12 protein-coding genes and 1 pseudogene are annotated in these 15,978 nt (G+C 52.6%); 11 read left to right on the forward strand and 2 right to left on the reverse strand.

Going from position 1 to position 15,978, the window contains the following annotated elements:
* Genes I2123_RS15975 through I2123_RS15985 form a run of 3 tightly spaced genes read left to right on the forward strand, consistent with a single transcriptional unit; the run spans position 1 to position 3,247 of the window.
* A complete protein-coding gene (locus I2123_RS15975; protein WP_112164457.1) occupies positions 1 to 954 on the forward strand; it encodes an ABC transporter permease in 954 nt (317 codons plus the stop codon).
* Between the two features lie 29 nt (positions 955 to 983).
* Positions 984 to 2,624, forward strand: a complete 1,641-nt coding sequence (locus I2123_RS15980) for an FGGY-family carbohydrate kinase (protein WP_112164458.1) — start codon at positions 984 to 986, stop codon at positions 2,622 to 2,624.
* Between the two features lie 14 nt (positions 2,625 to 2,638).
* Positions 2,639 to 3,247 carry a KpsF/GutQ family sugar-phosphate isomerase gene (locus tag I2123_RS15985; protein ID WP_112164512.1) on the forward strand — a complete coding sequence of 203 codons (609 nt, stop codon included), beginning with the start codon at positions 2,639 to 2,641 and terminating at the stop codon, positions 3,245 to 3,247.
* On the opposite strand, the gene I2123_RS15990 is transcribed toward I2123_RS15985, so the two are convergent.
* Positions 3,248 to 4,669 carry an aminotransferase-like domain-containing protein gene (locus I2123_RS15990; RefSeq protein WP_112164459.1) on the reverse strand — a complete coding sequence of 474 codons (1,422 nt, stop codon included), beginning with the start codon at positions 4,667 to 4,669 and terminating at the stop codon, positions 3,248 to 3,250. It lies immediately after the preceding gene.
* Positions 4,670 to 5,036: 367 nt separating this feature from the next.
* On the opposite strand from I2123_RS15990, the gene spy reads away from it, so the two are divergent.
* From spy to I2123_RS16010, 4 genes are all read left to right on the forward strand, one after another.
* Positions 5,037 to 5,546: an ATP-independent periplasmic protein-refolding chaperone Spy gene (gene spy, locus I2123_RS15995; protein ID WP_213050998.1), complete on the forward strand. Its 510-nt coding sequence runs from the start codon at positions 5,037 to 5,039 to the stop codon at positions 5,544 to 5,546.
* Between the two features lie 309 nt (positions 5,547 to 5,855).
* Positions 5,856 to 7,940, forward strand: coding sequence for a carbon starvation CstA family protein (locus tag I2123_RS16000; RefSeq protein ID WP_112164461.1), 2,085 nt, complete (start codon positions 5,856 to 5,858; stop codon positions 7,938 to 7,940).
* Positions 7,933 to 8,238: a YbdD/YjiX family protein gene (locus I2123_RS16005; RefSeq protein ID WP_112164462.1), complete on the forward strand. Its 306-nt coding sequence runs from the start codon at positions 7,933 to 7,935 to the stop codon at positions 8,236 to 8,238. Before I2123_RS16000 ends, I2123_RS16005 begins: the two co-directional genes overlap by 8 nt.
* Before the next feature lie 356 nt (positions 8,239 to 8,594).
* Positions 8,595 to 8,966, forward strand: a complete 372-nt coding sequence (locus I2123_RS16010; protein WP_213050999.1) for a phage holin family protein — start codon at positions 8,595 to 8,597, stop codon at positions 8,964 to 8,966.
* Positions 8,967 to 9,205: 239 nt separating this feature from the next.
* Here the strand turns inward: I2123_RS16010 and I2123_RS16015 are convergent, their stop codons facing one another.
* A complete protein-coding gene (locus I2123_RS16015; protein WP_213051000.1) occupies positions 9,206 to 11,287 on the reverse strand; it encodes a glycosyl hydrolase family 18 protein in 2,082 nt (693 codons plus the stop codon).
* Between the two features lie 511 nt (positions 11,288 to 11,798).
* Between I2123_RS16015 and I2123_RS16020 the strand changes: the two genes are divergently transcribed.
* The 4 genes and pseudogenes from I2123_RS16020 (at position 11,799) to I2123_RS16035 (ending at position 15,928) form a co-directional block, all read left to right on the forward strand.
* Entirely contained in the window at positions 11,799 to 12,239 is a 441-nt protein-coding gene (locus I2123_RS16020; RefSeq protein ID WP_112164465.1) for a winged helix-turn-helix domain-containing protein, read from the forward strand.
* A gap of 19 nt (positions 12,240 to 12,258) precedes the next feature.
* Entirely contained in the window at positions 12,259 to 12,810 is a 552-nt protein-coding gene (locus I2123_RS16025) for a glycoside hydrolase family 108 protein (RefSeq protein ID WP_213051001.1), read from the forward strand.
* Between the two features lie 196 nt (positions 12,811 to 13,006).
* The gene (locus tag I2123_RS16030; protein ID WP_213051002.1) at positions 13,007 to 13,951 is read left to right on the forward strand and encodes a LysR family transcriptional regulator; all 945 of its coding nucleotides are present in this window, start codon (positions 13,007 to 13,009) and stop codon (positions 13,949 to 13,951) included.
* A gap of 188 nt (positions 13,952 to 14,139) precedes the next feature.
* Positions 14,140 to 15,928, forward strand: a pseudogene (locus I2123_RS16035) (glycoside hydrolase family 19 protein).
* The last annotated feature ends 50 nt before the right edge of the window (positions 15,929 to 15,978 follow it).

Consider the following 15,978-nt stretch of genomic DNA (forward strand, 5'->3'; position numbering starts at 1 on the left):
ATGAGCACCTTAAACCGATTTTTCCCCGGCGACCGCATCATCCGTTTGCAGTTGCTGATCATCGTCGCCGTGGCCGTGTTGTTCTCGTTCACGCTGGGTGGCAGTTTTTACAGCGTCGGTAATTTCCAGTCGATCTCCTCGCAGCTGCCGATTCTGGGCATGCTGGCGCTGGGGATGGGTATCACCATGCTTACCGGCGGGATTAACCTGTCGGTGATTGCCGGGGCCAACGCCTGTTCTCTGGCAATGGCGGCAATTATGGTCGCGCACCCCGGCCAGCCGGAATATTTCGCGCTGGCCTTGCTGGCCGGACTGGCGGTTGCCGTGGTGATTGGCGTGCTAAACGGTGCGCTGATCGCTTACATCGGTGTATCGCCGATTCTGGCGACGCTCGGCACCATGACGCTGATCGCCGGGCTGAATATTCTGCTCACCAACGGCGCGGTGATTTCCGGTTTCCCACCGGCGATTCAGTATCTCAGCAACGGCAGCGTGCTCGGTATCCCGGTCGCCCTGCTGCTGTTTCTGCTGGTCGCGCTGCTGTTGTGGGTGTTACTCGAACACACCACGCTGGGCCGCAGCCTGTATCTGATGGGCTCCAACGAACAGGCCACGCGCTTTAGCGGCGTCAACACCCACAAAGTCACCATCGCGGTGTACGTCCTTTCCGCCCTGCTCGGCTGGGGCGCGGCGTTGCTGATGATGTCCAAATTTAACTCGGCGAAAGCGGGCTATGGCGACTCTTATCTGTTGGTCACCATTCTTGCGTCCGTGCTCGGCGGGATCAATCCCGACGGCGGGTTCGGACGGGTCATCGGGCTGGTGCTGGCGCTGATCGTTCTGCAAATGCTGGAAAGCGGCCTGAACCTGATGGGCGTCAGCAGTTACCTGACGATGGCACTCTGGGGCGGCGTCCTGATCCTGTTTATCGCCTTACAAAATCGACAATCTTAAGCTCACGCTTTTTACCGAAGGGAACGAACATGGCGAGTTATTTTATTGGAGTAGACGTAGGAACCGGCAGCGCCCGCGCGGGCGTCTTCGACATGACCGGCCGCATGGTCGGCCAGGCCAGCCGTGAGATCACGCTATACCGCCCGAAAGCCGATTTCGTCGAGCAGTCTTCCGACGAGATCTGGCAATCCGTCTGCAACGCCGTCAAAGATGCGGTGAATCAGGCCGATATCAACCCGATTCAGGTCAAAGGCATCGGCTTCGATGCCACCTGTTCGCTGGTGGTGCTGGATAAAGAAGGCAAACCGCTGACCGTCAGCCCGTCAGGGCGCAGCGAGCAAAACATCATTGTGTGGATGGATCACCGTGCCATCACGCAGGCCGAACGCATCAACGCCACCGGCCATCGCGTGCTGGAATTTGTCGGCGGAATTATTTCACCGGAGATGCAAACACCGAAACTTTTGTGGCTGAAACAGCATATGCCAACGACATGGAACAACGTCGGGCATCTGTTTGATCTGCCGGATTTCCTGACCTGGCGCGCCACGCAGAGCACCACCCGTTCGCTGTGTTCTACGGTGTGTAAATGGACCTACATCGGCCACGAAGACCGCTGGGATCCGAGCTATTTCCGCCAGATCGGGCTGGAAGATTTGCTGGAAAACAACGCGGCGAAAATCGGCAGCGAGGTCAAAACCATGGGCGAACCGCTGGGGCATGGCCTGACGCAGCGCGCCGCCGCCGAAATGGGTCTGATGGCGGGCACGGCGGTCAGCGTGTCGATTATCGATGCCCACGCGGGCAGCCTTGGCATTCTCGGCGCCAGCGGAGCCTCCGGCGAATCGGCAGATTTCGACAACCGTATCGCGCTGATCGGCGGCACCTCGACGGCGCACATGGCGATGTCGCGCAGCGCCCGCTATATCGGCGGGATCTGGGGGCCGTACTTTTCCGCCATCCTGCCGGACTACTGGCTGAACGAAGGCGGCCAGTCCACTACCGGCGCGCTGATCGACCACGTCATTCAGTCACATCCGTGTTATCAGGACTTGCTTAAACAGGGCAAAGACAGCGGCAAAACCATCTACGAAGTGCTGAACGGCATTTTGCGCAAAATGGCCGGTGAGCCGGAGGATATTGCCTTCCTGACCAAAGACATTCATATGCTGCCCTATTTCCACGGTAACCGTTCGCCGCGCGCAAATCCGACCCTGACCGGAACGCTGACCGGACTGAAGCTCTCGCGCACCCCGGAAGATATGGCGCTGCATTATCTGGCCACCATTCAGGCGCTGGCGCTCGGCACCCGTCATATTATTGAAACCATGAATCAGAGCGGTTACCGCATTGATACCATGATGGCCAGCGGCGGCGGCACCAAAAATCCGGTATTTGTGCAGGAGCACTCCAACGCCACCGGTTGTGCAATGTTACTGCCGGAAGAGAGCGAAGCGATGCTGCTCGGCAGCGCCATGATGGGCACGGTCGCGGCGGGCGCGTACGATTCTCTGCCGGAGGCGATGGCCGCCATGAGCCGTATCGGCAAAACCGTCACTCCGCAGACCAACAAAATCAAAGAATATTACGACCGTAAATACCGCGTATTCCATGAGATGTACCACGACAGCATGAAGTACCGCCGCCTGATGCAGGGGGAAACCGAGTGAATACAGAACAAAAATTGACGGCCGAACAGGAGTTTTTGCAAGCGTGTCAGGGCTGGCAGACCTACAGCCAGGAGCTGCTGGCGTTGCAAAACAATCTCAACGCCGATACGTGGCAACAGCTGCTGATACTCGTGACCGGCTGCACGGGCAAAATCGCCGTCACTGGCGTCGGCACCTCGGGCATTGCGGCGCGGAAGATCGCGCATATGCTGGCGTGTGTTGAGCAGCCTGCGGTGTATCTCAGCGCCACCGATGCCGCTCACGGCGATCTGGGTTTTCTGCGCAGCGATGACCTGATGATACTGATTTCGCGCGGCGGCAATTCCGAAGAGCTGACACGCCTGTTACCGACGCTGAAAGCCAAAGGCGTGGCTGTTATAAGCGTCACCGAGAATCTGGATTCCGCCATCGCCCGTGCGGCGACGCTGGTGGTGAAGACGCATATTCAGCGGGAAATCGATCCCTTAAATATGCTGGCCACGACCTCCATCGTGCTGGTGCTGGCAGTGTTCGACGCGCTGTGCGGCAACATCATGCGCCGCAACGGGTTCGATCAGCAGCGGCTGCTGAAAGTCCATCCGGGGGGAAACGTCGGGAAAACATTGCGGGAACAGGACGTGTGATCACCCCCTGATTTCCTCCCCGACCAGCGCCGCCAGCACTGAAATAGCGCGGGCAGTGTGCGGCCCCCATTCGAACGAGGTGTTGATGCGGATGCAGTGGCGGAAACGTTCGTCGGCGGAAAACATGGTGCCCGGCGCAATGCTGACGCCTTTCGCCAGCGCGAGCTGGTAGATACGCGCCGCATCAACGTTTTCGCCAAGATCCAGCCACAAGAAATAACCACCTTTGGGCTGGCTGACCGAGACCTGTGCAGGAAATTCTTTGATGATGGCGTGGTGCATCGCCATCTGTCGCTGTTCGAGGACGCGGCGCAGCCGACGCAGATGGGTATCGTAACCGCCCTGCTGTAAATAATCCGCCAGCGCCAGTTGTACCGGAACGCTGGCCGATAATGTGCTCATCAGCTGTAACCGCTGAATACGCTCGGCATAAGCCCCCGCCGCCACCCAGCCGACGCGAAAACCCGGTGCCAGACATTTTGAAAATGACGAACAGTGCAGAATTTCGCTGCGGTAGGAGGTGGCTTTCAGCGGCACGGCGCGTTCACTGCCAAAATAAAGTTCGCTGTAAACGTCGTCTTCTATAATAGCGACCTGATGCGCCTGTAAAATTTCCACCAGCCGCACTTTGTTCTCAGGCGGCAACGTGCAGCCCAGTGGGTTCTGAAAACTGGACATCAGCCAGCAGGCTTTGATCGGGTAAGTGTCCAGCGCTTTTTCCAGCGCATCCGGATCCATGCCAAAACGCACATCCGTCGGTATCGCCACGGCTTTTAGTTTGCGCCGTTCAATAGCCTGCAAAACCCCGTAAAAGGCCGGAGACTCAATCGCCACCCAGTCACCCGGTTCGGTCACCATCTGCAAACTCAGCCCCAGCGACTCCATTGCGCCAGAGGTAATGACGATTTCATCCGGCGCGACTTGAATGCCGTTTTGCGCGTAGCGCTGCGCGATACTGCGGCGAAGTTCTTCGTTGCCCGGCGGTAAATTGGCGGTGGCGCTGTGCGGTGACATCCGGCGAACGGCGCTGGCAAGGGAGCGTGCCAGACGTGGCTGCGGGAATAAGGTCGGGTCGGGAAACGCCGAGCCGAGTGGCACGACAGCCGGATCCTGTCCGGCTTTGAGGATATCGAAAATCGCGTCGTTGACGTCTATCTGTTCGGCGGCGTGCAACCGCTCATCCGGCTGATGACGCACCGGACGCTGCAATCCTGCCGCGACGTAATAGCCGGATTGCGGTCTGGCGACGATCACGCCCTGACTTTCCAGTAGCTGATAAGCCTGCAAAACCGTCATCAGGCTCAGACCGGACTGTTTACAGGTATCGCGCAGCGAAGGCAGGCGATCGCCGGGCAGCCAGACCTGCATCTCGATTTGTTTGCGCAGCGTGCGCGCCAGTGTAGCGTAGCGGGATTCAGTCATCGTCCGGGTCACTGTTACAGGGAGTGTTAATGGAATGAAAACTATTATGCCTGTTTTAGGGCGATCACCGCTAAGTAAACCCTGAGTAAACTTCTGGCATTCTTTACACGCGGGCTATAGCGGCGAAACATTCAGCATGTTAATGTGTGAACTCACTGCATTACTCGGATTTATCTGAACATCCATTCACGTCTGTTCGCCTAACCTTACGCTTTCTAAACATTTTCTCCATGATTGCCGGAAAAATGACACTTCGCCTTTCACTCTTTTACATCATCATCGCATTACTATTCATTGGATTCAGTAGACTTGCTTTCGTCGAAACAAAACGGGCGACGTGCCTGAATCTCCAATGAGGAATTTAATTATGCGTAAACTTACCGCAATGATTGTGGCTTCAACTCTGGCTCTGAGCTCTGCTTCTTTCGCGTTTGCTGCTGAGACGACTGCAACACCAGCGTCTGACGCACCGGCCGCGACACACGGCAAAATGCTGCACCATAAAGGTCCGCAACATATGAATCCGTTCGCAGGCCTGAATCTGACTGAGCAGCAAAAAACTCAGATGAAAGACATTATGAAAGACAGCGGCGCACGTCCGGATCGCGCAGCAATGAAAGCGCAGATGGATCAGATGCACAACCTGGTGGCTTCCGACAGTTTTGACGAAGCGAAAGTGAAATCACAGATTGATACCATCACCAAAGCGCAGTCCGACCGTATGCTCGACCGCGCCCGTGCTGAAAACAAGATGTACAACCTGCTGACGCCAGAGCAGAAAAAACAGTTCAACGAGAACTATCAGAAGCGTGCTGAGAAAATGGAACAGATGCGTGACCACAAACCAGGTCAGCCAAAACCAGCGACTGCTGAATAAGTTCTGATACCGTAACTCACAGGTTTTACCCACAGACCGGCCTTCTCCAGGCCGGTTTTTTTTGTGCTTTTATCCCCGCTCCGCCACAACTTTGATGTCATCCGACCAGCCGTCTCGGTGCAAACCGTCAACCGCATCACATTTTCATCTTTAACTTCAAACTTTTCTGTTCAAAAACATTATTTTCATCCAGTAATTTAACAAAGTCGTAACGTGCAAATCTGCCGACGACCCTTACCTACCTACATTACACTCTCGCAAAAAAAAGTGGCCAGCCCTGCGCCGGACCACTCACAAGGAGTTGTTATCATGAAAAGCGTCAAGTCCGGGATAACCTGGCTGGTGGTGGCGTTAATCGGAGCCTTTGCTTTTTGCATGCTGGCTTTAAGCCGTGGTGAACACGTCAACGCCCTCTGGCTGGTGGTTGCCGCCATCGCCTGTTACAGCATTGCTTACCGTTTTTACAGCCTGTTTATCGCTGAAAAAGTCTTTGAACTCGATGATAAACGCATGACCCCCGCCGAACGACACAACGACGGGCTCGATTACGTGCCGACCAATAAATGGGTGTTGTTCGGCCACCACTTTGCGGCGATTGCCGGTGCCGGGCCGCTGGTCGGTCCGATCCTCGCCGCGCAGATGGGGTTCCTGCCGGGCACCATCTGGATTTTGGTCGGCGTGATGCTGGCCGGTGCGGTGCAGGATTTCCTGATTCTGTTCATTTCCACCCGCCGCGACGGGCGCTCGCTGGGTGAAATGGCCAAACAGGAACTGGGCAACTTTGCCGGCGTGGTCACCATGCTCGGCGCGCTGGGCGTGATGATCATCATTCTGTCGGCACTGGCGCTGGTGGTGGTGAAAGCGCTGGCCGACAGCCCGTGGGGTCTGTTCACCATTGCCGCGACCATTCCGATCGCCCTGTTTATGGGTGTTTACATGCGTTTTCTGCGTCCGGGGAAAATCGCCGAAGTCTCGGTGATTGGCTTCGTGCTGATGATGCTGGCGATTATCTACGGCGGCAACGTCGCGGCGGATCCTTACTGGGGACCGTTCTTTACCTTGCACGGTACGACGCTGACCTGGGTGCTAGTGATTTACGGCTTTATCGCATCGGTTCTGCCCGTCTGGCTGTTGCTGGCACCGCGCGATTATCTCTCAACCTTCCTGAAAATTGGCGTCATCGCCGGGCTGGCGGTGGGGATCGTCTTTGCCATGCCGGAAATGAAAATGCCAGCGGTGTCGCGCTTTATTGACGGCAGCGGTCCGGTCTTCTCCGGCAGTCTGTTCCCGTTCCTATTTATCACTATCGCCTGCGGATCCATCTCGGGTTTCCATGCGCTGGTTTCCAGCGGCACCACGCCGAAGCTGATTGAACGTGAAAGTCACATCCGCTTTATCGGTTACGGCGCAATGCTGATGGAATCTTTCGTCGCCATCATGGCGCTGATTTGCGCATCGGTTATCGATCCCGGCGTGTACTTTGCGATGAACTCACCGGCGGCGCTGATTGGCACCACGGTGGAAAGTGCGTCGCAGGTAATTAATGGCTGGGGCTTTGTCATCACGCCGGACATCTTGACGCAAATCGCCAAAGACGTCGGCGAGCAGTCGATTCTCTCCCGCGCCGGTGGTGCCCCGACCTTCGCCGTCGGCATGGCGCACATCATCACCGAGGTGTTTAACAGCCGCGCGATGATGGCGTTCTGGTACCACTTCGCCATCTTGTTCGAAGCGCTGTTCATCCTGACCGCCGTCGATGCCGGGACCCGCGCCTGCCGCTTTATGGTGCAGGATTTGGTGGGCGTTGCGGTGCCCTCTCTGGCGAACAACCGCTCGTGGCTCGGCACTTTTGCCGGCACAACCGTGGCGGTCGCGGGCTGGGGCTTCTTCGTTTATCAGGGGGTCGTCGACCCGCTGGGCGGTATCAACACTCTGTGGCCACTGTTCGGCATCGGTAACCAGATGCTGGCCTCGATGGCGCTGATTCTGGGCACCGTGGTGCTGTTCAAAATGAAGAAACAGCGTTATGCGTGGGTGACGATTTTGCCGACCGTCTGGCTGTTCATCACCTCTATGACCGCCGGCTGGCAGAAGATTTTCCACGAGAAACCGTCGATTGGTTTCCTGGCGCAGGCGAAGAAATTCTCTGCGGGGATCGACAGCGGAGAAATCATCAAACCGGCGAAAACGCTGGCGGATATGCACACCATCGTACTGAACAATCAGATCAACGCCGTGCTGTGCGGATTCTTCATGCTGGTGGCAGTGACGATGCTGGTGTCGTCGTTCTTCGTCATCCGCCGCGCGTTGAAATCCGCCACACCGACGGTGCATGAAACCGCCGTGGTAAATCGCCGCGAAGGCCGTCCGGCACGTGAGGTGCGCCATGTCTGATTCGCGCGCTCTGTTCAAAACGCCCCGGTTCGCAGCACTGCACATCATCCGTTGCCAGCCGCTGTTTATCGTCGAACCTAAGCCGCATAACGTGGCCGACTGGCTGAAACTGGCGATCAGGCGCACTGCCCAAAGCTTCCGGCTGATGGTGGGGGTTCAGGATTACCAGAATTACGTGCAACATATGAAAGTGCGACATCCGGGTGCCGAGCCCATGACCGAGCGGGAATTTCACCGCCGGTGTCTGGAGGCGAGATTCCCGAGCGAAGGCGGCAAGATGGGGAAATGCCCGTGTTAACGCCTGAGTGATCGGTCCCCCCGCTCTGCCCGTCTCCTGCGACGGGCAGAGCGTCTTCTCCTGCGAACAAAAATGTCACCATCGCTATCTGACTGAAATCCATTACCTATTATTTTTTTAAATTCTTTCGGCTGTGTTTTTTTAACGATGTCCGGCGCGCCCTAAGCCCCTCAGTTAAAGGACAAACTCCCTGCCGCCCTGCCACTCACTCGTCAATTTCTCACTTTCAGCCTGCTGACCGGCTAAAAATGGTCACGTCAAAATGTGTTGTGTTGTGATTTTCGCCCCACTTTTTATGCTGATATTTTAACCGCACCCTTTATTACCGTTTCATTCTTACTTATGAGGACAACACTATGATTGGTGCAACACATGCCAGAGATATCGTGTTAATGGACAGAGATATCGTCATGGCTATTATCGGTATGTCAGCGTGGGGAGGTATCGTCCGCTACATTATGCTCAGGCAGAAAAAACCTATTATGGAAGAGATCCGGGCCTGTGTCTTACAGGTCATCGTTTCCTGTTTCAGCGGTATGTTGTTAAGCATTTTTGTTCTTGCACATGATGCCAACGATGACAGGTTACTGGTCATCGCCGGTCTGGGAGGCGTATTTGCCGGACCGATCATCACGTTGCTCGGCAGGAAATTCGCAGCGATTATTGAGAATTTCTCTCCCGGCGGGAAGGAAGCTGAAACCGCTCAAACTTTAAAGACATCTGAATAACCATACCCCCTGCGAGAGACATCTCAACGGGGGATTTTTTTGCCTGATGTCACACCCGAAATATTCCCCTTAACCCGAGTACATCCCCCGCGCTGAGCCAGTCTGTGAAGGCCAGACTGCCACAATCTGCGCACTCTTATCCTTTCATCAACGCAAAAAAAAACGGGACACCAGAGAGTGTCCCGCTTTGCCGTTTCAATATCATGAAGCCGGAGCCTCAGGGATATTGCCCCGAACTGTCAGAGTAATTTCCACTGCGACCATTCGCCGGTGAACTGTGGATCGCCTGGCTCGTTACCCTGAGTCCAGTAGTTCGCGACATAGTCCTTCCCTTTATTACTTACTTTGTCGCCGGTGTTGTACACCTTATTGGTATCCCACTGGGCGTATTTGCCGACAGGATCAACGACCGGGTCAACAACAGGATCGACAACCGGATCCACGACCGGATCAACTACAGGGTCCACAACCGGGTCGACGACAGGATCGACAACCGGTTCCACCACTTCTTCACCAAACACCACCAGCGTGTACTGCTTGGCAACAGAAGACGCAGCCTTGGAATCCGTGACCGTCAGAGAGAACAGGAACTCTGCACGGCTGACCACGGTCGGCGCGATGAAAGTAATGGTTGATGTGGTAGTGCTGCTCGGAGAAATTCCTGCCGGAACGCTCCATTTGTACGTCAGCGCATCGTTGTCAGCATCGCTGGAGGCGGCACCGCTCAGACGCACTTTCGAACCACTGATAACCTGCAACTGGATATCGGCAACCGGCGTGGTATTCGTCGCAGGCTTATCGTCATCCGGTACTTCGCCACCGATGTTCACGCCGTCGAAATAGAACGGTGCCATATCGATAACCTGATTGGTGACGGTGCAGCCCAGACCTTCACGCGCGGCATTGACCAGCACGCCGTTGTCCTGATCGATAGTCCAGGTAAACAGTGCGCCGAGGCCTTTTTTCGCCACATATTGCCCTTTCGCACGCACACTGCGTGGCGTATCAAGAGACATGAACAGCTTGGTGTCTTTGTTGTAAAGGTAATCGGCATCTGCCACCTGGTCGGTGTAAACGCTGAAGCCGTTACGGCCTTTCTGATTTTCCAGATCAAGGTAGTTATTGATCAGGTCATACCATTCGCTGCAACCACTTTCGAATGTCCCGGTCGTATTTGCATTCGCGGTCGGGGTGTAGGTGCCTTTCAGTGGAGAGAAACTTTCCAGTACCGCATTCTGACCGTTGCGTGAATAACCGGCATAACCCACGTTGATGCGATCGGCCGGGAAACCTTTCGACAGCAGATAATCGACGATAGTGTCCACACCCCAGCCGCCTTCTACCAGCGCATGCAGGTTAGTGTGGTGATCGAGTTTCTCTGCCCATGGCGTACCGTAGAAGTCATAAGTCATGACATTGATGCTGTACAGACCGTTATTGAGCAGGGCTGAGACATCGGATTTTTCCAGAATGGCCACCACGGCGGAGCTGGCGATACTGATTTTGACATCGGTACGCTTAATTGCTTTCAGCTCTTTGGTGATTTCAGCCAGCAACAGCGCGTAGTTTGCGCCATCCGTATCGCTGTAGGCGTTGTTGTTACCGGCGTTGCCCGGATATTCCCAGTCGATATCTACTTCAGAGAACATCGGGAAGCGGGTGAACAGTTTCGCTACGCCCTTCGCAAAGGTGCTGCGACCAGCGGGGGTTTGAGACATGTTGTGGAAACCACTGCTCATGGTCCAGCCACCGATACTCATTGAGAGCGCCAGCGTATGGCCCAACGTTTTGGCTTTTGCCTGCAAATCACGCAAGCCGCCAACGATACCTTTTACCGTCGCCTGGGTGGCAGAATTCACATCCATTTCCACCCAGTCGGCATTTTTCAGACCAACGTTGTTGCTGGTCTGGAAGTCGCCCCACGGATCAAGGAAGGTCGGTTCGTTAGTGACTTTATTCAGGTTCCTTGCAGCGCGGGCAATTACCTCGGCTTTTTCACCGGTAGTGTCACCGACGATGCCCAGGAAACCGAGAATGATTTTGTCGTACGCCGTCGGGCTGACGTTGGCTAAATCATATCCACGGCCACGGTTCTCTGGCGTATCATCACCGTCGCTCTGGCGGCTGTCATACTGGGACCAGTCGGTGTAGTAACCGAAGACTTTCGGTTTGTTGGTGGTGTCATACTTGTTGTATACCGGTTTAGCGACGCGTGCAGAGGTATAACTGTATTTCACTGTATCTTTAGACGCGTCAAAACCGTCTGCTGCATAAGATTTATCAGTCAGAGAATCAGTTTGGATCAATTTATTGGTAGTCATATTAGTTTCCTGAATAAAAAGTTAAGGGCCTAACAGCGTCGTGCTGTTGGGTCTATAATTGAAGAGGTTGTTATTTCTCTCAAATCATCATTCAGCAAAAATATTTATGACGGTAATGATGCGCGGTATATGAGCATCAATTCTGATTCTGAGATCCCTGAAAAGAGAGAACGAGTGGAACGAACACCGAAGCTGCCTGTTAAATCATCAATATAGAGAATCATACAGACTAAGACTATAATTACGCTTTGATGACACAAATGATGCCGATAAAACACACAACTTAACGTGAATTATTCCATTTTTTATTATTTCCATGTTGAGAAAAACTCAAAAGTTTTTTTACTCTCCTTCAAAATGGGCATCAGTTTTTATAACAGATCACAACTTATCTAAAATTACTCATAATAATTTGATTGAGTATGGTGAATTTTAAAAAACCAGATACGATAATTCCTATCGAAAAGTGAATTTCTGATATTCCAATCACCGTTCCGGAGAGAGTCGAAAGATGAGTGTTTATCTTATTAATGGTCAGTACGTATTCAATGAAGGAACAAAAGAACTCAAGACTCTAAATAACGACATGAATATTAAACTGACAACCATGAGATCCCGCTGCCTCAGTTTTATCATTGAACATGCTAAAGATGAAGTCATTGAGAAGTCGGCGATATCTTATGCGTTATGGGGAGCGAGAAGTACGTTTACCAGCGATGCCAGCCTGACCCAAACGCTCTATTTAATTCGTCGTGACCTTAAAACCTTAGGATTGGATGAATTATTTATTACCGTGCCTAAATCGGGAATTCGGGTAAATACTTCAGTAAGTATCGATGTTATTCAGGAAAAGATCCCCAAACGTAAACTATCTTATAAACCCCTGTTGTTAAGCCTGATCGTGTCACTGCTTTTAATTGGCGTGGGTACGTATCTGGCTCTGACAATCTGACGCCACAGAGGGCCTCACCATGTCTCTTAATCCCGTGATCGTTGCTGTACTTGAAAATGAAGGTGCTTATGTTAATCATCCCGACGATCCCGGCGGCCCAACCCACTGGGGGATAACTGAAAAAACCGCGAGGGAATATGGCTACACCGGCGATATGAAAGAATTTACCCGCGATCAGGCTTACGCCATTCTTGAGAAAAATTACTGGTATCAACCCGGATTTGACAAAGTCTATGCCATATCTCCGGCACTGGCACTCGAGCTATGTGACACAGGCACCAATATGGGGCCATCCGTTGGTGTTAAGTGGTTACAGCGCTGGCTCAACGCCTACAATCAACAAGGTCGATATTATCCTGACGTTAACGTTGACGGCAAAATAGGGCCGATGACACTGGATGCCTTATCTGCCTTCCTGAAAGAACGAGGCCAGGAAGGTGATGCCGTGCTTGTTACCTCACTTAATTGCAGCCAGGGACAACGCTATCTGGATTTAGCCGAGAGTAAAGCCAGTAATGAATCTTTTATCTATGGCTGGATGAAGGGTCGGGTTCGTCTGAGCAACACATAAACATAAGAATTTCTTATATTAATAAACGCAATCGCAGACATTCACTTGTGATGTTGAAATATTTTCATCTGCTAATTAATCATTCAAAATAGCCGTCGATTTACAGAAACACCTAAAATTAAGATATTTTTTACTTTATTTGTAGCGTCACAATGTGAATGATGCTGGCTCCCTGTCTGTGTTCTGGAGAAAAGTAATGAATGAACGAAAGATAAATGAATTTGATTATAATCTTATCAAAATAATGAATGAGGTGATTGTTTCAGGCAGCCTTTCCCGCGCTGCGGACAAACTGGAACTGTCGGTTTCTGCGGTGAGTCTTTCCATTAATAAGCTGCAGCGTTACATAGGCGTGGAACTGTTTATCCGGACGGCTCAGGGGATGAAACCCACACAAACTGCATTGGATATTCATGACTCTTTTTCACATGCCATGTGCATTATTGATGATGTAGTGCACAAGGCTAAAAATCACGAAAAATCAGTCTCTACCGTCAGAGTAATGTGTTCCGATTTGGTCGAAAGTTTTTATTTTCAACGTTTGCATCAGCGTGATGATTTACAGGAAACACTGTTCGTTTTCACCAACGCGACCCTGTTTAATCATGATGAGTGCGTAAGAAACCTTTTGCAGTCAGGTAATGATATTGTTCTGAGCAATTTCCCACTGAATCACAGCAGTATTACTTCGGTCGAAATTGACTCCGTCGATAATTTCGTCGTGGTGTGCAGCGATACCAGTTTACTCGCGTCACAAAAAGCCTTTACACTTTCACATTATTATACCTTACCTCATGCCGTCTATTGCCACAGCGAAGGTCAGGTAAAGAAACTGATTTCAGTCAATAACCAGCATATGCCAAATAATAAATCGAATATGAGGAAAGTGGTTTATAACTCCTCCTCCCTCAATGGCATCATTGCCGCCATTGAACGAAGTGATATGATCGCAATATTTCCCACCAAAGTCGCCGAGTATTTTATTGATAAACGTCACAGCAAATTAGCGACCTTCTCCTTACCTGATGACATCCATCACGAGACATTGAAAACATACGCAAATTTTGTCACCCGCACCACCAAGATTCGCGGTATTAATCATATTATTTCTTCATTTAAAGCCGTAGAAAACTGCCAATAATAATGAAATATGTAATTAGCTGCATAGGCAACATCACACAATATTTGTGATGAAATAAGTTCTGATTTTAATAGTGATACAATCAGGTGAACACTAGTCTTTATAAGTCAGCTTCCGACTGACATATAACTCACCCACTCTTAAAGAGTCGTGTTTCAGTTTTTTGCAACGCATAAAGGGTATTAACTATGCACAGATTAAAGGCCCAGCTTTGCCTCAATTTCATTACGCTGTCTTGCCTTCTGGCAGGCTCTTCAATGGCTATTGCAGACGATACTGCCGCCACCACTGAACCCTATGTCATTAAAGAGAGTGACCTGGTAAAAAAAAGAAGCCTCACTGACGCAAAATCCGCTTATGCAGGCAGTGAAGGCATCCATCCGCACGCTCGATAACGACTCGGTTGAAAAAATTGCGCCGGGGCGCGCTGCTAACCCCGACAACGTGAAACGCGTTGAAAAAAACCTCAGCAAAGATCAATGGGAATATATCTTCCCACTGCGCGCGCCGGAATACAGCTACGAAAAATTCCTGAAGGCGATAGGTAAATTCCCGGCAGTGTGCGGCACTTACACCGACGGGCGTGATTCCGACGCTATTTGCCGCAAAGCGCTGGCGACCATGTTTGCGCACTTCGCGCAGGAAACCGGCGGGCATGAAAGCTGGCGTCCTGAAGCAGAATGGCGGCAGGGGCTGGTGTGGCTGCGGGAAATGGGCTGGGTTGAAGGCCAGAAAGGCGGGTATAACGGCGAATGTAATCCGGACGTCTGGCAGGGGCAAACATGGCCTTGTGGCAAAGATGCGCAGGGTGATTTTGTCAGCTACTTTGGCCGTGGCGCGAAACAACTTTCCTACAACTACAATTACGGCCCGTTCTCAGATGCGATGTTTGGCACCGTCAGAACTCTGCTCGATAAACCGGAGCTGGTAGCGGACACCTGGCTAAACCTCGCCAGCGCGGTGTTCTTCTTCGTCACCCCGCAGGCACCTAAGCCAAGCATGCTGCACGTGATCGATGGTACCTGGGTGCCGAACGATCACGATAAAGCCAACGGTCTGGTGCCGGGCTTCGGCGTCACCATTCAGATCATCAACGGCGGTGTGGAATGCGGCGGCCCGACTGAGATTGCTCAGGGCGAAAACCGTATCTCCTACTACAAAAGTGAAGCGGATTATCTGAAGGTGCCGGTCGCTGCTGATGAAGTGCTGGGCTGTAAGAACATGAAACAGTTCGACGAAGGCGGCTCCGGCGCCCTGCCGCAGTACTGGGAACAGGACTGGGGATGGGATCCGACCACGCCGACAGGCTCGACGTATTCCTGTCAGTTAGTCGGTTATCAGACGCCGTTCTCCTCATTCAAAGAGGGCGACTATAAACGCTGCGTCCAGCACTTCTTCAACGTGACGATTGTCGATGATTCAGGTAAGGCCGAGCCGGTGACACCAACGCCGGATCCGACACCAACGCCAACACCGACACCAGCCCCGACCGACACCAATGCCGCGCCCGTCGCGGTACTGACCGGGCCGATTGGTGAAGTCGAAAGTCAGGCGAACGTAACCCTTAACGCCTCGGCGTCGAGTGATGCGAACGGTGACAAACTGTCTTACACCTGGCTCCTGCCCAACGGCACCGCGCTGGAAGGCACCGATCGCGACAGCATCAGTTTTGTTGCCCCGACAGTGACCGTGAAGAAAAGTTACACCTTCAACCTGACGGTATCTGACGGCAAAAAAAGCAACGTGGCTTCGTATACGCTGACCGTCACACCGCAGGTTCAGCCGCTGCCGGATACTGGCTCGGGCAAAACGTGTGCGAATAACTGGGATGCACAGAAAATCTATTACGGTGGTGAAAGCGTTGTGTGGAAAGGCAAGGAGTATCTGGCTAACTATTGGACACAAAACAATGAACCTGGTAACCCGGAGTTCACTGGTGAGTGGTCACAATGGAAGGAAATTAAAGCCTGTAAGTAGTCTTTGTTATTATGGTCACTCCTGACCGGGGAAAATCAAATGGGCGATCA

The organism is Rahnella inusitata (assembly GCF_018288855.1).
In the GTDB taxonomy this organism is placed as follows: Bacteria; Pseudomonadota; Gammaproteobacteria; order Enterobacterales; family Enterobacteriaceae; genus Rahnella; species Rahnella inusitata.